This is a genomic window from Kluyvera sp. (assembly GCF_965301105.1).
The window spans coordinates 1-16,791 of the sequence record NZ_CBDKZX010000082.1; the positions used below are offsets into that span (position 1 = coordinate 1).

The following is a 16,791-nucleotide window of genomic DNA, read 5'->3' on the forward strand; positions in this document are numbered from 1 at the left end:
GCAAGCTGGAAGAGAAAGGCTTCCGCTACTCCTACGATATGCTCGGCGAAGCCGCGCTGACCGCCGCCGATGCACAGGCCTATATGGTCTCTTATCAGCAGGCGATTCATGCCATTGGCAAAGCCTCTAACGGTCGCGGCATCTATGAAGGCCCGGGGATTTCCATCAAGCTCTCCGCCCTGCATCCTCGCTACAGCCGCGCGCAGTATGACCGCGTGATGGATGAACTCTACCCGCGCCTGAAGTCGCTGACGCTGCTGGCCCGTCAGTACGATATCGGCATTAATATCGACGCCGAAGAGGCCGATCGTCTGGAGATCTCCCTCGATCTGCTGGAAAAACTGTGCTTCGAACCGGAGCTGGCGGGCTGGAACGGCATTGGCTTCGTTATCCAGGCTTACCAGAAGCGCTGCCCGTTCGTTATTGATTATCTGATAGACCTCGCCACCCGCAGCCGTCGCCGCCTGATGATCCGTCTGGTAAAAGGCGCCTACTGGGATAGCGAAATCAAACGCGCGCAGATGGACGGCCTTGAAGGCTACCCGGTTTACACCCGCAAGGTTTACACCGACGTCTCCTATCTGGCCTGCGCCAAAAAGCTGCTCGGCGTACCGAACCTGATCTACCCGCAGTTTGCCACCCATAACGCCCACACTCTGGCGGCGATTTATCAGCTTGCCGGCAATAACTATTATCCTGGTCAGTACGAGTTCCAGTGCCTGCACGGTATGGGCGAACCGCTGTACGAACAGGTGGTGGGTAAAGTGGCTGATGGCAAGCTGAACCGTCCGTGCCGTATTTACGCGCCGGTCGGCACGCACGAAACGCTGCTGGCCTATCTGGTCCGCCGTCTGCTGGAAAACGGCGCCAATACCTCCTTCGTTAACCGCATCGCCGACCACAACCTGCCGCTGGACGAACTGGTCGCCGACCCGGTGCTGGCCGTGGAGAAAATGGCGCTGCAGGAAGGTACACCCGGTCTGCCGCATCCGAAAATCCCGCTACCGCGCGATCTCTACGGTAAAGGCCGCATTAACTCGGCCGGTCTGGATATCGCCAACGAACATCGCCTGGCGTCGCTCTCCTCCTCGCTGCTCAACAGTGCGCTGCACAAGTGGACGGCCAAACCGATGCTGGAGCACCCGGTTGCCGATGGGGATATGACGCCGGTAATTAACCCGGCGGAACCGAAAGACATTGTCGGTTACGTACGTGAAGCCAGCGAGCAGGAAGTGGAACAGGCGCTGGAAAGCGCGGTCAACAACGCGCCAATCTGGTTCGCGACGCCGCCGCAGGAGCGCGCCGCCATTCTGGAACGCGCCGCCGTGCTGATGGAAGATCAGATGCAGCCGTTGATGGGTATCCTGGTGCGTGAAGCCGGAAAAACCTTCAGCAACGCCATCGCTGAAGTGCGCGAGGCCGTGGACTTCCTGCACTACTATGCCGGTCAGGTGCGTGACGATTTTGATAATGAAACCCACCGTCCGTTAGGCCCGGTAGTCTGCATCAGCCCGTGGAACTTCCCGCTGGCCATCTTTATGGGCCAGGTTGCCGCCGCGCTGGCCGCGGGTAACAGCGTGCTGGCGAAACCCGCCGAGCAAACGCCGCTGATTGCCGCGCAGGGTATCGCGCTGCTGCTGGAAGCCGGCGTGCCGGCTGGCGTCGTCCAACTGCTGCCGGGACGCGGTGAAACGGTCGGCGCGCAGCTGACCGCCGATGCCCGCGTACGCGGCGTGATGTTCACCGGCTCCACCGACGTGGCCAGCCTGCTGCAACGCAATATCGCCACCCGCCTCGACGCACAGGGCCGCCCGACGCCGCTTATCGCCGAAACGGGCGGGATGAACGCGATGATCGTCGACTCCTCCGCCCTCACCGAACAGGTGGTGGTTGACGTGGTCGCCTCGGCGTTCGACAGCGCCGGGCAGCGCTGCTCGGCGCTGCGTATTCTGTGCTTACAGGACGATGTCGCGGACCACACCCTGACCATGCTGCGCGGCGCGATGGCCGAGTGCCGGATGGGCAACCCGGGCCGTCTGACCACCGACATTGGGCCGGTTATCGACGCTGAAGCAAAAGCGGGCATCGAGCAGCACATTCAGGCCATGCGCGCTAAGGGACGTACGGTATTCCAGGCCGCCCGTGAGAACGCTGAAGACAGCCGCGAATGGCAGAGCGGAACCTTTATTCCGCCGACGCTTATCGAGCTGGAAAGCTTCGACGAGCTGAAAAAAGAGGTCTTCGGCCCGGTGCTACACGTCGTGCGCTACAGCCGTAACCAGCTCGATACGCTGATCGAACAGATTAACGCTTCCGGCTATGGCCTGACGCTGGGCGTGCATACCCGTATTGATGAAACCATCGCCCAGGTGACCGGCAGCGCCAAAGTCGGCAACCTGTACGTCAACCGGAATATGGTGGGCGCAGTGGTCGGCGTGCAGCCGTTCGGCGGCGAAGGGCTCTCCGGCACCGGCCCGAAAGCGGGCGGCCCGATGTATCTGTACCGCCTGCTGGCAAGTCGTCCGGAAACGGCGCTCGCCACCACGCTGGCGCGTCAGGATGCCGGTCAGGTTGTCGATAGTCAGTTAAAAACGCTGCTGGAAAAACCGTTGCTCGCATTGCAGGAATGGATGGCAGATCGCCCGGAACTGCTGGCGCTGAGCAAGCAGTACGGCGAGCTGGCGCAGGCCGGAACCCAGCGCGTGCTGCCGGGGCCGACCGGCGAACGCAACACCTGGACGCTGGTGCCGCGCGAGCGCGTGCTGTGCGTCGCGGATAACGAATCGGATCTGCTGACCCAACTGGCGGCGGTGATGGCGGTGGGTAGTGAAGTGCTGTGGCCGGACGCGCCGTTGCAGCGCGAGCTGGCGAAAACGCTGCCGAAAGCGGTCACTGAACGTCTGCACTTTGCCAAACCGGAAACGCTGATGAACAGCTTCTTCGACGCGGCAATCTACCACGGCGACTCCGACCAGCTGCGCGAACTGTGCGAGCAGATTGCGGCGCGCGATGGCGCGATTGTTTCGGTACAGGGCTTCGCGCGCGGAGAAACCAACCTGCTGCTGGAGCGTCTGTATCATGAACGCTCGCTCAGCGTGAACACCGCGGCAGCAGGCGGTAACGCCAGCCTGATGACGATTGGTTAACCCCTCAAACCCGGCGAAAGCCGGGTTTTTTATGCACCTTAGAACATTGACTTCGTCGTCCACACCCGGCTGTGCCAGCGACGATACATCAGCATCGCCCGCAGCCCTTCATCAATAATGTAGGCCAGCCACACCCCCACCAGCCCCATGCCAATATAAACACCCAGCAGATATGAGAACGGCAGGCTGACAATCCACATCACAATAATGCCGCAAATAAACGGGAAGCGGACATCGCCGGTGGCGTTGAGGCTGCTGATCACGATGATATTGGTCGCACGCCCAAGCTCGAGCAAAATAGACAACATAAACAGCTTTTTGGTCAGGGCGATAACCTGCGGGTTAGGCGTAAAGAGTTGCATGATCGGCTCGGCCAGCAAAAAGATAATCAGGCTGAGAGAAAAAGCCACCAGCAGCCCCAGCCGCCAGCTTTTAACGCCCTGCCGGTAGGCGGATTCTATTTCCCTCGCCCCCACCGCGCGGCCAATAATAATCTGCGAAGCCTGGCCTATCGACATCGCAAACAGCGCCACGAACTGGCTGATGGTTGACGCATACACTTTGGTGGTTAGCGCCTCGGTGCCGAGAAAGGCGATAATGGCGGTCACCACCAGCTGCGACCCGGCGTAGGAGAGGTTCTCCCCGGCTGACGGCAGACCAAAACGCAGAATCGCCCCCAGCATTTTGCGCGAGCACTGCCGCAGCTTCTGCCAGCGAAACACGTAGCCGATGTATTTTTTCAGCATCCACGCCGACATCAGCATACCGATGACGTTGGCAATGCATACCGCGATCCCAACGCCGGTGACGCCCAGCCCAAGAAAGCTGAGCTGGCCGTACAGAAACAGGTAGTTAAATACCACGTTTACCACGCTGACGGTGATCGGCACCAGCATCGCCTGACGCACAAAGCCGTGGGTACGCAGAATAGGTAAGATTGACGAATACAGCGCGATAATTACCGAAATACCGCCGATAATGCGGATAAACGGCGAACCAACCACCACCAGCTCATCGCTTAGCCCGAGCATCCGCAGGAAGGCATCGCCAAACAGCACAAACACCAGGCTCATCGCGACGCCGATCAGAAACGCCACCACCAAACCGTTGGTAATCACCCGCTCAACGCGCCGAAAACGCTTCGCGCCCAATAGCTGCGCCACCACGATCTGTACACCGACGGTGAGAAAACCGTAGAAGATCACCGAAATGGCGAGGATCTGATTAGCGACCCCGGTGGCGGCGACAGCTTCATCCGAATAGTGCCCTAACATGAAGACGCTGACGTAGCCGAGCATTAATCGCAGCAGCTGTTCGACAAATATTGGCCATGCCAGAGTAAACAGCCCCAGCCGAACCTGACTTTCCATGCCCGTCATCGCTGACGCTCTCCCTTTTTCAGTCTACACATGCACCCAACGCGGGATGATCAACCTTCTACACCCAAGGCGTCTATCCGAACATTGCGCTGGCTTTCAAAATCAGAAAAACACACGGTGGTAGGAGGAGATTCCGGGGTAAAATCGTGTTATATCCAGAGCCTGGACTCTGTAGCAATACTTTGGGGAGTTATCGAATGAAACGTGCATTATCGGCTCTCGCCCTGCTGCTCACCAGCAGTTACGCACTGGCAGACGCGTGCGACAGCGCCAACACGCAGGCCGAGCTGAACAGCTGCAGCGCTGAACAATATCAGGCGGCAGATAAGAAGCTGAATCAAACCTGGCAGGACGTGCTCAAGCGCGCCGAGCCCGCGCAGCGCGATTTACTCAAGAAGGCCCAGAGCGCATGGATTGCCCTACGCGACGCGGACTGCGCGTTTATCAGCTCCAGCAGCCACGGCGGCAGCGTGCAGCCGATGGTCAACAATCAGTGCCTGACGGATAAAACCAACGAACGTGAAGCCTTTCTCGCCTCGCTGCTGCAATGTGAAGAGGGCGACCTGAGCTGCCCGCTGCCGCCGGCCAGCTAGCGTACGCGAATGCCGTCGATGATAATCCGCTGGACGTTTTCGACGGTCTGCTGGAAGAACGCCTCGTCGCGCAGCGTTTTCCCGGTGACCGCCTCCACCTGAGTGGCAAAATCGGCATAGTGCTGGGTGGTCGCCCAAATCATAAAAATCAGATGATGCGGGTCGATGGGCGCCAATTTTCCGCTCTTCACCCACGCCGCGATAATCGCCGATTTATCGGCCACCAGCGTTTTTAAATCGCCGGTCAGTTCATCCATCACCAACGGCGCGCCCTGCAGCATCTCCAGACAGAACAGCTTCGACGCCTGCGGATAATCCCGCGACACTTCAAGCTTGAGACGAATGTATTCGCTAATGGCAACCAGCGGCGCCAGATCTTCGCGAAAAGCACGCAGCGGCGCCAGCCAGATATCGAGGATCTGCTGCATCACAGCAACGTACAGCGCTTCTTTTGACGGGAAATAGTAGAGCAGATTGGTTTTTGACACCCCGGCCAGCTCGGCAACCTGATCGAGGCGCGTGCCGTGGATCCCATACTGGGAAAAGGTGTTCAGCGCGGCGGTGAGAATAGCCTGCTTTTTGGCGCTAACCGCCTGAGAACGTTTGCCGCTTTTCTTTACTGCATTCAGAGCCATACGCCCTCTCCTTGTGATTTTCTCCTATTTTGCGGCTAGCGAGGGCCGGCTTCAACCGGAAAAAGAAACCGCCGGTAAAACCGGCGGTTAGGTGAGAAACCATTACGTCATGCGCCGTTAGGTGCCGCGATGACTACCATGGCTATTTTTCCCGCCTTTTTTGCCCGCTTCTGAGGCGCGCTGGGGATCGTTTTTAAAGTTCCCGCCGCTATGCTGGCCCCCCTTACGACCTGCTTCTGATGCTCTTTCCCGGTCTTCAGCGAAGTTACCTGAACCGCCGCGATGGTTTGCCATTACTGACCTCCAGTTGAGAGAACGACATCGTGCATTACGTAGATGAAAAGCGTAATCACCCGCGATATAACGCGGTAGTGATAAGCATAGTCGCCGTAGGGATGTGAAACGGCAACTGGTCATATTTTGACATATCTGCCGTCAGGTTTTACCCGCTGACGCCGGGGTTTTCCCCTAATCAACTCTTATCATGGGGGAAAATCGGCGACAGAAAAATGTGACATTATGCGTCAGCCGCACCTCGCGAGGTTACTTCAGCACGCCCACATAGCTGCCGTCTTTCATCAGCCGGACTTTGCCGGTGCGCTTGTGAAATACCAACCGGTACGGCCCCTGAATATAGACGTCAGCATCGGCGTTATATTCCGCCTTCTCTGCCGCCGCGCCGTTCACCGTCACCCTATCGCCCTGCCGGGTGACCGTCACGCCGAAGCCTTGATAAATTTGCTGAGTGGCCATCTGCGCGTCCTGCGCGATCGCCGGGGCTGATACCAGCGAAATCGCCAGCAGGCTCGCGCCCATCATGACAGCCGCCGCTATTTGTTTCTTCATGCACCTACCGTTGTGTGTGACCCACCAGCGCATATTCTCCGGGAATGAAGCGCAAAAGTTGTTGATAACAATCAACCAAATAAATAGTTAATCGCCAATATTATTTATCATAGTTATTAATGAGTTACTGTTTTGATGCACCGCAGAACCGGCCTTCGTTTAAAAAACAGGCAATCGCGTTGTTTAAGCGAGAATTTACTGGCGTGATGCAGCGAATCCGTCAGCACGGGCTATGCTTAAGGAAGCTTGTTACGTAACCAACGAATTTGACACAGGAGAGTTAAGATGAGTGGAAAAGCAAGTGTTCTGGTGCTCTATTATTCCATGTACGGACACATTGAGACGATGGCTAAAGCCGTCGCGGAAGGCGCAAATAAAGTGGACGGCGTTGATGTCGTCGTCAAGCGCGTACCGGAAACCATGCAAGCAGAAGCGTTCGCCAAAGCGGGCGGCAAAGCGCAGGCCGTCCCGGTCGCCACGCCGCAAGAATTAGCCGATTACGACGCCATTATTTTTGGTACGCCAACCCGATTCGGCAATATGGCCGGACAAATGCGCACCTTCCTCGATCAGACCGGCGGCCTGTGGGCGTCCGGCGCGCTGTACGGCAAACTGGCCAGCGTGTTTAGCTCAACCGGCACCGGCGGCGGTCAGGAACAAACCATCACCTCCACCTGGACTACGCTCGCCCACCACGGTATGGTGATTGTACCGATCGGTTATGCGGCGCAAGAACTGTTTGATATCTCGCAGGTTCGCGGCGGCACGCCGTATGGCGCTACAACCATTGCCGGCGGCGACGGCTCACGTCAGCCAAGCCAGGAAGAGTTGTCGATTGCCCGTTATCAGGGTGAATATGTCGCTGGCCTGGCCGTTAAACTCAAAGGCTAATTAAGGGAGAAGAGAGATGCCCACACAAGAAGGCAAAGCACATCATATTGGTGAATGGGCGAGCTTGCGTAATACCTCGCCGGAAATTGCCGAAGCGATTTTTGAACTCGCAAAGTATGACGAAAAAGTCGCGGAAAAAATCTGGGAAGAAGGCAGCGATGCCGTTCTTGAGCTGGCCTTCCGTAAAACAGACAAAGATGCACTGTTCTGGGGCGAGCAAACCATTGAACGTAAGAACGTTTAATTCGGACCTGACCAAATAACATCCCAGCCCGGCTGAGCATCACGCGACGCCGGGCTGTTTTTTTATACCGTCACTCGACGCTGCCAGCGCTTCGCCACCCTTTCCAGCCCAAAACAGAGCAGATAGTAGACCACGCCAATAAAGACAAAAATGGCCGTCGGGTAGATTTGTACGCGGTTATTCACCTGCCCGGCTACGGTCGTCAGCTCCGGGACGTTGACGATAAACGCCAGCGAGGTGTCCTTCAGCAGGCTGATGAAAATCCCCACCAGCGACGGCAGCACGTTGCGCAGCGTTTGCGGCAACAGAATTAACCGCAGACTCTGTCCGGCGCTAAATCCCTGAGTGAGTGCCGCTTCATACTGCCCCTTCGGCAACGCCTGCAGCCCTGCCAGCACCGAGTGCATCACCGACGCCGCGGTAAACCAGGCTAGCGCTAAGGTCACCGTGACCGCGCCGGGTAAATCGCTGCCGGTCAGCATTGGCAACAGGTACCACAGCCAAAAGATAACGAATATCAGCGGAATACCGCGAATAATCTCCGCCCACAGGTACAGTAAACGCCGCGTGATGCCGGGGAATCGCCATGCCGCACAGGCCAGCAACACGCCACCCGGCAGCGCTAATGCGCCCGCCCCCAGCGCCATCATCAGGGTCAGCGCGACGCCGCCCGGTTCGCCGTCCGCCAGTCGCCCCCACAGCAGATAGTCGAGGTTATCGACAATGACCGCCAGATTAGCGTTCATGCTGAATTCCTCCCTGCACATCCCTAACCTGACGTCGCCGCTTCGCCTGCCCTACTGGCTTTGGCCCCAAGCGGCTCAATAGCAGCCCCAGCACGACGCCGGTAAACAGGTACAGCACGGTGCCCACGGCAAAGGCTTCCAGCGCATGCGCGTTGTAGCTCTCTATCTGCCGCACCTGATAGGTCAGCTCGGCAAACCCAATACCGCTGGCCAGCGACGAGAGCTTCATCAGGTTAAGATACTGGCCGACCACCGGCTGCCAGGCATTCGCCAGCCCCTGCGGCAACAGGATGTGGCGCAGCAACCCGGCGGTAGAAAAGCCCTGCGCCAGCGCCGCTTCCCGCTGCCCGTTCGGCACGCTTTGCAACCCCGCCGCCACCTCCTCAATCAGAAACGCCGAGGTAAAAACGCCAAGCCCCCATGCCGAGCAGAGAAATTCCGGCGTCAACCACCAGACCTCGCCGGGCAGAATCGACCAGTCATGCGGATCGTTAACAAAATCACGTATCCCCTGCGGCAGAAAGTTCCAGGCCGCGAAGTACCAGAACAGCAGCTGTACCAGCAGCGGCGTATTACGAAACAGCGACACCCAGCAGCCGGTAATACCCTGCCCGAGCCGACCACCCGCCAGCCGCAGCAGCAAAAACAGCGTCGCCAGTACGCTTGCCAGCACAATTCCCGCAAGGGAAACCCACAGCGTGGTGAGAAAGCCCGAAATAATCCATTGCAGAGGCTGCCCGCTGAGCACCCCGTGCCAGTCGAAATTGCTCATCACGCCGTCCGCTCCTGATGCAGCGGATCCAGCACCTTCTGTAGAAAACGTACCGCACGAGGATGCTGTGGCCGGGCGAAAAACGCCGCTGGCGGCGCCACTTCCAGCACGTCGCCGCCGTCGATAAACACCACTCTGTCGGCGATTTCGCGGGCAAACTGCATTTCGTGCGTCACCACGATCATGGTGATACCGCTGTGGGCCAGCGACTGCATCACGTGCAGCACTTCGCCAATCATTTCCGGATCCAGCGCCGAGGTCGGTTCATCAAACAGAATAATCTGCGGCGACGAAGCCAGCGCCCGGGCAATCGCCACCCGCTGCTGCTGCCCGCCCGACAATTGCGAAGGCATAGCGTCCGCTTTTTCCGCCAGCCCCACCTGCTGTAATAGCGCCAGCGCCCGCTGATGCGCATCGCTGCGCGTCCAGCCGTGAACCGACTCCAGCGCCAGCATAATGTTTTGCGCCGCCGTCAGGTGGGCATAGAGATTGAACTGCTGAAAGACAAAGCCAATCCGGCTACGCAGCTGGCGCAGCGCCCGGCCGTTGAGCTGGCGGGTGGCTTTGCCGTCCACCAGAATCTCGCCGCCGCTCAGGCTTTCAAGCTGGTTGATGAGGCGAATCAGCGTCGACTTTCCCGAGCCGGAAGGCCCAAGGATCGCCACCACTTCGCCGGGATTAATCGTCAAATCGATGCCGTTCAGCACGCGATGACTGCCGTATTCCTTCACCACCTGACGGAACTCCACGCTGGCGTTCTGCAGATGTGAAAAATCCGCGGCCTTCGCCGCGGAACGAGAGAGTAAAGCCGACAACATATTATTTTGCTTCTATGGTAAAGGAACGCGGCTGCGGCGCTTTCGTGGAAGGACCAAACCAGACATCATAAATTTTGGCTGCCTCGCCGGATTTCTCCAGCGCCACCAGCTCATCGTTCACCGCCTTCAACAGCGCCGGCTCCCCTTTTTTCACGCCCACGCCGATCTCTTCTTTACTCAGCAGATCCGGCAGGATTTTGAATTTCGCTTTATCCGGCGCTTCGCCCAGCAGGCCCGCCAGAATGGTGCTGTCCTGGGTAATCGCCTGCACGTTGCCGTTGCGCAGCGCGGTCAGCGCCAGCGGGATATCATCATAGGAAAGCACGCGCGCCTGCGGGAAGCGCTGGTGCAGCGTCTGCTCGCCGGTGGTGCCTTTCACCGCGCCAATACGCGATTTGCTGTAATCGTCGAGCTTATCGCCGCTGCTCGCTGGCACCAGGAACTGCTGACCGGTGACGAAGTACGGCGTGGAGAAATCGATCACCTGCGCGCGCTCCGGCGTGATGGTGATATCGGCCACGATCAGATCCGCTTTGCCAGACTGCAACAGCGGAATACGGTTGGCCGGGTTGGTCGCCACCAGCTCCAGCTTCACACCCAGCGATTTCGCCAGCGCTTTGGCGAAATCAACGTCGTAGCCCACCAGTTCATGGGTTTTGGCATCCACCGAGCCAAACGGCGGGTTCGCGTCAAAGGTGGCGACTTTCACCACCCCTTTCGCCTTAATATCCGCCAGCTGATCCGCCTGAGCGGTAAAGGTCGTGAAGCTGGCCGCCACCAGGCCGGTCACGATCGCGAGCTGTGCTACTGTCTGTTTTGTCTTTGCCATAATCTTTCTGGATACCCCTGTTTTTGTATTGTCTTTTTACGCTCCCACACCGTCTTCATCGGCACAAATAACGATTCGCTATGGCTTATAACGAAATATCCTTTAACGAAAGTGATTGTTATATAAAGGTAAAAAATTGATTAGCATGGCTTAACTGCGACAAAAACCGCAAATGCTTAGCGATATTTCGCATTTCCACAGACACCGGGTTTGCTGCTGAAATAGCAGGGAGAGCGCGAAAGATTAAGACGCTCTTAATACGTAAAAAAGGATGATTTCACAGAGTCATTGTTTCCCATCGTTACCAACAGACACAACAATCCGCAAGCATCGTCAGCATCAGGCAACCTATTATTAGCCCGACAATAAATGGGGACTCCCCCGTCTGATGCTTCGGCGTCAATTCAAATGCTTTATGGATGACTACAATGAAAAAATTTACCCGCACGGCTTTACTGGTCGCAACGCTCGCTGGCGCAACCTTCACCGCTCAGGCCGCTGATGTCGCAGCCGCCCCGGCTCCAGCTCAGGACCCGATTGTTCAGCACCTGAAGCTGACCGATGCTCAGGTTTCTAAAATCAAAACACTGCACCAGCAGCTGGAGAAAAACGTTCAGTCTATCTCCATGAAAGATGTTAAAGACGGCATGATCATCGATATGATTCAGTCCGGTAAATGGAACGAAGCGGGCGTGAAGCAGCAGCTGGCGGCATTCAGCAAAGTTGACCAGCAGGTACGCTACTACAAAGTGAAATACTACTTCGACTTAAGCCAGGTGCTGACCGCAGAGCAGCGTAAGCAGGTACAGAACGATCTGGCCCAGGCGGCAGCGGAGTAAGTCCATGAAAAAAATCACTCTGATGCTGGGAGCATGCGCTATGTTGATTTGCGGCGCAGCAACGGCGGCTAACGGTCAGGCTGTCAGCAAAGCGAAAACCGCCTGCCAGGACAACCCTACGCAGTGCGCTCAGGCCAAAAGCACGGCGAAAGCTAACGCACAGAAAGAGGCGAAAGCCGCGAAAGACGCCTGTGCGAAAAACCAGACCGCCTGTGACAACGCCAAAGCGAAGGCCAAAAGCGCCGCGCAGAAGTAAGTCGTTATTGTCACAAACGCTCGAACGCGGTGAGCCCCCTCACCGCGTTTTTTTTGCCAAAACGCCCCCTGGGTGATAACTGCCTGATTCATACTACGAATTGTGACCTCTCACGCATTAACCACATTCAATCTACTGACATCCCGTACGCCTTGATCGTCGTCAAAAATAATCATACCGTCTGGTCGGTATGATTCGGGCCATGAATATGGAAGCCCAACACCGCAAGAAAGATCCGGTCCGTCTGCACCAACAATTGCTGGAATCCGCGGCAATGATTGCTGGTCGGGATGGCATTGCCGCCCTGTCGCTGAACGCCGTTGCCCGCGAGGCAGGTGTCAGTAAAGGCGGTCTTATCCACCATTTCCCGAACAAGCAGGCGCTGATATTCGCCCTGTTCGCGCGTCTGCTGGCGATCATGGAAGAAGCGATTACCGCCCTGATGCAACAGGATGGCGTGAGCTACGGCCGGTTTACCCGCGCCTATCTGAACTATCTGGCGGATCTCACGGACACCCATGAAAGCCGCCAGCTTATGGTTTTGTCGCTGGCGATGCCCGATGAACCGGTGCTGCGCAAATGCTGGCGCGACTGGATGCTGGAAAAACTGGCGCAGGGCGATGAGCTGGATAACAGCCCAACCGGCACGCTGGTGCGCTACGCCGCTGACGGCATCTGGCTTTCGGAGTTGACGGAAGGGATCACCATGAGCGCCGACCACCGTCGCGCGCTGGTTGACTCCCTGAATAAAATGACGCTTCCCGCGTGAAGCACAGACTGAGGCCGCGATGCGCTACAACATCAATGCCCGTTTTATCTACGACGCCACCGACGGTACCCTGACGCTGCCGCAAAGCGATGAACCGGACAGCCAGCTATCCCTCACCGCCAGCGCCCTGTTTAACTATTTTCTGCGCCATACCGAGATTGTCAGCCGGGAAGATGTTCTGAAAAAAGTCTGGGATGACAATGGATTAACCTCATCCAACAGCAATCTGAACCAGTATCTCAGCATGCTGCGGAAGACCTTTCGCCATTACGGCGTCGATAACATCATCGTCACCGTCTCGCGCGGCTATTTGCAGCTTAATCCCGAGGTCATTATCGAAGCGCTGGACGACGCGCCGCCGGTTTCACCACAACAGACGCCTGCCGAACCGCCGCCCGTTGCGACAACGCCAGACGCACCGCGCTCCGCACATGCCCGCGGGATGTGCTGGTACATGGCCGGCGCCTGCTTGCTCACCATTGCCCTGCTTCTGGTTGCCTTCAGTCTGGTCGGCATCAGCGAATCTCAGCCTATCGCGCTGACCCGTCTCAGCCATAGCAAGTGCGAACTGCTGGCCAGCGATGAAATGCGACGTTCGGTCAGCGAAGAGTCCTACGGCAAAAACTTCGATGAGGTGCGCCAGCGGCTGAATATTGCCTGTAAACCCGGTGAACGTTTTCTTTTCTTCTACGGCGACCGGCTCGAAACCAACGGGCTGGGGCGCGTGTTCCTTGCCCACTGCGCCATGCATGAAGATAACCCGTTCAGCTATTGCGATAACTACTTTTACTACTCCTGGAAGCCGTAATGAGACTCGCGCCGCGTCCGTTCTTTGCCCTCTGCGTTCTGGTATTTATTGCCGCCGCCGCGTTTAGCGCCTGGCGGCTGCTGCCTGCCGACAACGCGGGTGTCATGAGCTGTTCCACTAAGGGCATCATGCGCTTTGAGAACATGGACAAAGAGAACGTTAACGGCAATATTCACTTCAATTTCGGTGCGCAGGGTAAAGGCTCGATGGTGGTCGAAGGTTACACCGACTCCGCCGCCGGCTGGCTCTACCTGCAACGCTACGTGAAGTTTACCTACAGCAGCAAACGCATCTCGGCCACCGAGCGTCATTACCGCATCAATCAGTGGGAATCGAGCGCCTCCTCGATTGATGAATCGCCGAACGTGATTTTCGACTACTTTATGCGCGAGATGTCCGACAGCCACGACGGGCTGTTTCTCAACGCTCAGAAGCTCAACGAAAAGGCTATCTTGCTCAGCTCTATCAATTCACCGCTGTGGATCTGCACGTTGAAATCCGGCAGTAAGCTGAACTAACCCGTCAATCAAAAAAGACCATCCCCTTGTAGGGGCGTTCGCGACAGGCGGCCAGCCGCTGCGCCAGATTCCCCACATGCAGCTCCAGCTTATGGCCGTCAGGGTCGAGAAAATAGTAAGACGCCCCTTCACTGCGGTTATCTTTCCATACCTCAGCCCCCGCCTGCGCCAGCAGAGCCACCACCCCGGCAAAGTCTTCTTCCGCCACGCTGAAGGCGTAGTGGGTATAGTCGCTTTCCTGAGGGGGCGTTTTACGCCGCTGCTCATCCAGCGACAAGCACAGCCACAGCGCCCCACAGGAGAGATAGGCTCCGCTATCCCAGCTGGCGTGCAGACGCATTCCAGGTAACTGCTGATAAAATGCCAGGCTTGACGCCAGATCGCTGACCGCCAGCGTCAAATGATTCAGACCACTCAGCATAACTTGCTCTCCAGTGAATTAACCATCTGCTGTCGTAACCAGCGGTGCGCGGGATCCCGGTGATTGCGCTCATGCCATAGCATCAGCATATCAAACCCGGCGACTGACAACGGCGGCACAACCTGAGTCAATCCATCGGCTCCGGACACCAGCCGTTCCGGTAACACTGCGACGACGTCGCTATTGCGCAGCGTCTCCAGCATAAACAGGAAATGGGGAACCGACAGCACCACTCGCCGGGACAAACCCTGATTGGCTAACGCCGCATCGGTGGCGGCGCTAAAACCCCCGCCGTCTGGCGAGATAATCGCATGATCCAACTGACAAAAGTCCGAGAGAGTCAGCTCCGCATTTAGCGCCGGGTGTCCGACTCGGCCTGCCAGTACGTAGCGTTCCCGGAACAGCAAACGTTGACGCAGGCCCGGCGGTGCGGCGTCCTGGGTATGAAAGAAGAGATCTATATCATCGCGATCGGCTTGCTGCACGAGACGAGACGGCTGCAGTTCAAAAACGGCTAATCGACTGGCCGGCGACTCCCGACGCAACACGGAGAGTACGGGCAATAAAATGACCGAGGCTATGTAGTCGGTTGCCGCGACCCGCCAGGTGCGTGCCGCCGAAGCGGGGTCAAAGGTCCGTTCGGGGATCACCGCCTGCTCCAGCGCCGCCAGCGCCTCACGCAAAGGTAGGCGTAGTGATTCAGCGCGCGCGGTAGGCTGCATGCCGCGTGGCCCAGGCAGCAGCAGCGGGTCGGCGAAAAATTCCCGCAGACGCGCCAGCTGCACGCTCACCGCAGGCTGCGACAGGTTCAGCCGCTGCGCCGCACGTGTAACATTATGCTCGCTAAGCAGTACGTCAAGCGTACGCAGCAGGTTCAGGTCCAACTGATGGATATTAATAATAACTATACCTGTTATTTTGTTAATTAATTTCTACTATACCTCTTCCTCGCCTACTCTGCATCTCTCTAACATTGAGAGGTAAACACTATGAAGATTTTGCTGGTTTATGCCCATCCCGAGCCTCGCTCTCTGAACGGCGGATTAAAAGATTTTACCGTTGCGCATTTGCAACGCGCAGGCCACCACGTCGAGGTTTCCGATCTTTACGCTATGCGCTGGAAGGCAGGGTTGGATGCTGAGGACTTCGCCGACGCGCCGATAGGCGAAGTGTTCCGTGCAACGCTGGATTCAAAGCACGCCTATGAACAAAACTCACAGCACGCGGATATTGTTCGCGAACAGCAGAAGCTGCGCTGGGCGGATACGGTCATTTTCCAGTTCCCCTTGTGGTGGTTTTCTATGCCGGCGCTGATGAAAGGCTGGATTGACCGGGTTTACGCTTATGGTTTTGCCTACGGCGTCGGTGAGCATAGCGAAAGTCACTGGGGCGATCGCTACGGTGAAGGTATGCTGGCAGGCAAGCGCGCCATGCTCATTGTGACCGCCGGCGGCTGGGCCGAGCACTATGCACCGCGTGGGATCAACGGCCATATCGATGATATCCTCTTTCCGATCCAGCACGGAATGTTGTTCTACCCCGGTTTTACAGTGCTGCCGCCGGTGGTGTTCTACCGCACGGACAAGACTACGCCAGAACAGTTTACCGCCCATTGTGCGACGCTCGCTCGGCGCCTGGATACGCTGGCGCAGACACCTCCGATTCCTTTCCGCCGCCAGAACCACGGTGACTACCTCATTCCGAGCCTGATCCTGCGCCCTGAACTGGCGCCAGGCGAAGAAGGTCTGGCTATTCACCAACAGCGCTAATCCAGCCAGCTGGCAGAAATGCCGTTATTACCCGGCACAATAGTGTGATCTGCCGCGCATCGCGCTTTCCCCCTCTTTTTGCCACCTGGGAAAGCGCACTTTTTGCATTTAGCCTGCGCGATAAAACCTGCGCCTCGCCACACTAATCCCCGCGCTATGTTACCCCTTTTTTGAAATCATTTAGCAATCCAATAACATTTCATCCCCCCGGAAAAAGCGGGCTAAAAATCGCCTTATTGAAGACCAAATCAGTACCGACCCCACAGCATAAAGACATAAATACACAGCCTGATAAGACTAAATAGCAGAGTTATATCCTAAATAATTACATCTATCGGATTTAAGTTCCATCCAGATTCTCCCCCCCTATAGTGACATTCGAACGCCGCAGCCGTGGGTTAACGCCGTGACACGGCCGGTTTTCCTTAAATCACAACCTGTTCTGAGGAGAGAGCCATGGGTGATGCATTGGGGCTTATCGAAACCAAAGGTCTGGTGGCCTGCATTGAAGC

The 16,791-nt window shown here is 57.2% G+C and carries 20 protein-coding genes; 10 read left to right on the top strand and 10 right to left on the bottom strand.

The window, feature by feature from the left end; translation table 11 throughout:
* A partial coding sequence (gene putA, locus ACW14G_RS19230) for a trifunctional transcriptional regulator/proline dehydrogenase/L-glutamate gamma-semialdehyde dehydrogenase (protein ID WP_455648730.1) occupies positions 1–3,146 on the top strand: 3,146 nt, incomplete at its 5' end.
* A gap of 38 nt (positions 3,147–3,184) precedes the next feature.
* On the opposite strand, the gene ACW14G_RS19235 is transcribed toward putA, so the two are convergent.
* The gene (locus ACW14G_RS19235) at positions 3,185–4,525 is read right to left on the bottom strand and encodes an MATE family efflux transporter (RefSeq protein ID WP_223802308.1); all 1,341 of its coding nucleotides are present in this window, start codon (positions 4,523–4,525) and stop codon (positions 3,185–3,187) included.
* Positions 4,526–4,722: 197 nt separating this feature from the next.
* On the opposite strand from ACW14G_RS19235, the gene ACW14G_RS19240 reads away from it, so the two are divergent.
* Positions 4,723–5,118: a lysozyme inhibitor LprI family protein gene (locus tag ACW14G_RS19240; protein WP_249022024.1), complete on the top strand. Its 396-nt coding sequence runs from the start codon at positions 4,723–4,725 to the stop codon at positions 5,116–5,118.
* Here ACW14G_RS19240 and rutR read toward each other — a convergent pair.
* The 3 genes from rutR to ACW14G_RS19255 all read right to left on the bottom strand — a co-directional run bounded on the left by rutR (position 5,115) and on the right by ACW14G_RS19255 (position 6,599).
* Positions 5,115–5,753, bottom strand: coding sequence for an HTH-type transcriptional regulator RutR (gene rutR / locus ACW14G_RS19245; protein ID WP_053390154.1), 639 nt, complete (start codon positions 5,751–5,753; stop codon positions 5,115–5,117). The two genes, ACW14G_RS19240 and rutR, sit on opposite strands and share 4 nt — an antisense overlap.
* A 117-nt stretch (positions 5,754–5,870) precedes the next feature.
* Entirely contained in the window at positions 5,871–6,047 is a 177-nt protein-coding gene (locus tag ACW14G_RS19250; protein WP_053390153.1) for a con-10 family general stress protein, read from the bottom strand.
* A gap of 249 nt (positions 6,048–6,296) precedes the next feature.
* Positions 6,297–6,599 (bottom strand): hypothetical protein, encoded by a 303-nt coding sequence (locus tag ACW14G_RS19255; protein WP_163447944.1) that lies wholly within the window; start codon positions 6,597–6,599, stop codon positions 6,297–6,299.
* 285 nt (positions 6,600–6,884) lie between these two features.
* Between ACW14G_RS19255 and wrbA the strand changes: the two genes are divergently transcribed.
* Complete coding sequence (wrbA, locus tag ACW14G_RS19260; RefSeq protein WP_053390151.1) at positions 6,885–7,490, top strand: NAD(P)H:quinone oxidoreductase; 606 nt, start codon at positions 6,885–6,887, stop codon at positions 7,488–7,490.
* Positions 7,491–7,506: 16 nt separating this feature from the next.
* Positions 7,507–7,734: a YccJ family protein gene (locus ACW14G_RS19265; protein ID WP_053390150.1), complete on the top strand. Its 228-nt coding sequence runs from the start codon at positions 7,507–7,509 to the stop codon at positions 7,732–7,734.
* A 62-nt stretch (positions 7,735–7,796) separates the two neighbouring features.
* Here the strand turns inward: ACW14G_RS19265 and ACW14G_RS19270 are convergent, their stop codons facing one another.
* The 4 genes from ACW14G_RS19270 to ACW14G_RS19285 are packed head-to-tail and all read right to left on the bottom strand — an operon-like array spanning position 7,797 to position 10,899.
* On the bottom strand, positions 7,797–8,480 hold the full coding sequence (locus ACW14G_RS19270; protein WP_053390149.1) for an amino acid ABC transporter permease: 684 nt from the start codon (positions 8,478–8,480) through the stop codon (positions 7,797–7,799).
* Complete coding sequence (locus ACW14G_RS19275) at positions 8,470–9,252, bottom strand: amino acid ABC transporter permease (RefSeq protein ID WP_249023336.1); 783 nt, start codon at positions 9,250–9,252, stop codon at positions 8,470–8,472. The genes ACW14G_RS19270 and ACW14G_RS19275 overlap by 11 nt, the downstream gene beginning before the upstream one ends.
* The gene (locus tag ACW14G_RS19280; RefSeq protein ID WP_053390147.1) at positions 9,252–10,070 is read right to left on the bottom strand and encodes an amino acid ABC transporter ATP-binding protein; all 819 of its coding nucleotides are present in this window, start codon (positions 10,068–10,070) and stop codon (positions 9,252–9,254) included. Before ACW14G_RS19280 ends, ACW14G_RS19275 begins: the two co-directional genes overlap by 1 nt.
* Position 10,071: 1 nt before the next feature.
* Complete coding sequence (locus tag ACW14G_RS19285) at positions 10,072–10,899, bottom strand: ABC transporter substrate-binding protein (protein WP_053390146.1); 828 nt, start codon at positions 10,897–10,899, stop codon at positions 10,072–10,074.
* Between the two features lie 428 nt (positions 10,900–11,327).
* Here ACW14G_RS19285 and ACW14G_RS19290 point away from each other — a divergent pair, with 428 nt between their 5' ends.
* From ACW14G_RS19290 to ACW14G_RS19310, 5 genes are all read left to right on the top strand, one after another.
* On the top strand, positions 11,328–11,738 hold the full coding sequence (locus ACW14G_RS19290) for a Spy/CpxP family protein refolding chaperone (protein WP_053390145.1): 411 nt from the start codon (positions 11,328–11,330) through the stop codon (positions 11,736–11,738).
* Positions 11,739–11,742: 4 nt separating this feature from the next.
* Complete coding sequence (locus ACW14G_RS19295) at positions 11,743–11,994, top strand: hypothetical protein (protein ID WP_053390144.1); 252 nt, start codon at positions 11,743–11,745, stop codon at positions 11,992–11,994.
* Between the two features lie 190 nt (positions 11,995–12,184).
* Positions 12,185–12,763 (top strand): TetR/AcrR family transcriptional regulator, encoded by a 579-nt coding sequence (locus ACW14G_RS19300; RefSeq protein ID WP_064548968.1) that lies wholly within the window; start codon positions 12,185–12,187, stop codon positions 12,761–12,763.
* 19 nt (positions 12,764–12,782) lie between these two features.
* Positions 12,783–13,571, top strand: a complete 789-nt coding sequence (locus tag ACW14G_RS19305; RefSeq protein WP_249022025.1) for a winged helix-turn-helix domain-containing protein — start codon at positions 12,783–12,785, stop codon at positions 13,569–13,571.
* Complete coding sequence (locus tag ACW14G_RS19310) at positions 13,571–14,089, top strand: FidL-like protein (protein WP_014839979.1); 519 nt, start codon at positions 13,571–13,573, stop codon at positions 14,087–14,089. The genes ACW14G_RS19305 and ACW14G_RS19310 overlap by 1 nt, the downstream gene beginning before the upstream one ends.
* Before the next feature lie 4 nt (positions 14,090–14,093).
* Here ACW14G_RS19310 and fosA read toward each other — a convergent pair whose 3' ends face one another.
* Together fosA and ACW14G_RS19320 are read right to left on the bottom strand one after the other, a co-directional pair.
* On the bottom strand, positions 14,094–14,510 hold the full coding sequence (gene fosA, locus ACW14G_RS19315) for a FosA3/FosA4 family fosfomycin resistance glutathione transferase (protein WP_163447938.1): 417 nt from the start codon (positions 14,508–14,510) through the stop codon (positions 14,094–14,096).
* On the bottom strand, positions 14,504–15,412 hold the full coding sequence (locus ACW14G_RS19320) for a LysR family transcriptional regulator (protein ID WP_419057770.1): 909 nt from the start codon (positions 15,410–15,412) through the stop codon (positions 14,504–14,506). Before ACW14G_RS19320 ends, fosA begins: the two co-directional genes overlap by 7 nt.
* A gap of 87 nt (positions 15,413–15,499) precedes the next feature.
* On the opposite strand from ACW14G_RS19320, the gene ACW14G_RS19325 reads away from it, so the two are divergent.
* On the top strand, positions 15,500–16,279 hold the full coding sequence (locus tag ACW14G_RS19325) for an NAD(P)H-dependent oxidoreductase (RefSeq protein WP_455648731.1): 780 nt from the start codon (positions 15,500–15,502) through the stop codon (positions 16,277–16,279).
* Positions 16,280–16,791: the final 512 nt, after the last annotated feature.

Coding starts and splice junctions, on each gene's coding strand:
- ACW14G_RS19235 (WP_223802308.1), bottom strand. CDS start 4,525: ATGACGGGCATGGAAAGTCAGGTTCGGCTGGGGCTGTTTACTCTGGCA.
- ACW14G_RS19240 (WP_249022024.1), top strand. CDS start 4,723: ATGAAACGTGCATTATCGGCTCTCGCCCTGCTGCTCACCAGCAGTTAC.
- rutR (WP_053390154.1), bottom strand. CDS start 5,753: ATGGCTCTGAATGCAGTAAAGAAAAGCGGCAAACGTTCTCAGGCGGTT.
- ACW14G_RS19250 (WP_053390153.1), bottom strand. CDS start 6,047: ATGGCAAACCATCGCGGCGGTTCAGGTAACTTCGCTGAAGACCGGGAA.
- ACW14G_RS19255 (WP_163447944.1), bottom strand. CDS start 6,599: ATGAAGAAACAAATAGCGGCGGCTGTCATGATGGGCGCGAGCCTGCTG.
- wrbA (WP_053390151.1), top strand. CDS start 6,885: ATGAGTGGAAAAGCAAGTGTTCTGGTGCTCTATTATTCCATGTACGGA.
- ACW14G_RS19265 (WP_053390150.1), top strand. CDS start 7,507: ATGCCCACACAAGAAGGCAAAGCACATCATATTGGTGAATGGGCGAGC.
- ACW14G_RS19270 (WP_053390149.1), bottom strand. CDS start 8,480: ATGAACGCTAATCTGGCGGTCATTGTCGATAACCTCGACTATCTGCTG.
- ACW14G_RS19275 (WP_249023336.1), bottom strand. CDS start 9,252: ATGAGCAATTTCGACTGGCACGGGGTGCTCAGCGGGCAGCCTCTGCAA.
- ACW14G_RS19280 (WP_053390147.1), bottom strand. CDS start 10,070: ATGTTGTCGGCTTTACTCTCTCGTTCCGCGGCGAAGGCCGCGGATTTT.
- ACW14G_RS19285 (WP_053390146.1), bottom strand. CDS start 10,899: ATGGCAAAGACAAAACAGACAGTAGCACAGCTCGCGATCGTGACCGGC.
- ACW14G_RS19290 (WP_053390145.1), top strand. CDS start 11,328: ATGAAAAAATTTACCCGCACGGCTTTACTGGTCGCAACGCTCGCTGGC.
- ACW14G_RS19295 (WP_053390144.1), top strand. CDS start 11,743: ATGAAAAAAATCACTCTGATGCTGGGAGCATGCGCTATGTTGATTTGC.
- ACW14G_RS19300 (WP_064548968.1), top strand. CDS start 12,185: ATGATTCGGGCCATGAATATGGAAGCCCAACACCGCAAGAAAGATCCG.
- ACW14G_RS19305 (WP_249022025.1), top strand. CDS start 12,783: ATGCGCTACAACATCAATGCCCGTTTTATCTACGACGCCACCGACGGT.
- ACW14G_RS19310 (WP_014839979.1), top strand. CDS start 13,571: ATGAGACTCGCGCCGCGTCCGTTCTTTGCCCTCTGCGTTCTGGTATTT.
- fosA (WP_163447938.1), bottom strand. CDS start 14,510: ATGCTGAGTGGTCTGAATCATTTGACGCTGGCGGTCAGCGATCTGGCG.
- ACW14G_RS19325 (WP_455648731.1), top strand. CDS start 15,500: ATGAAGATTTTGCTGGTTTATGCCCATCCCGAGCCTCGCTCTCTGAAC.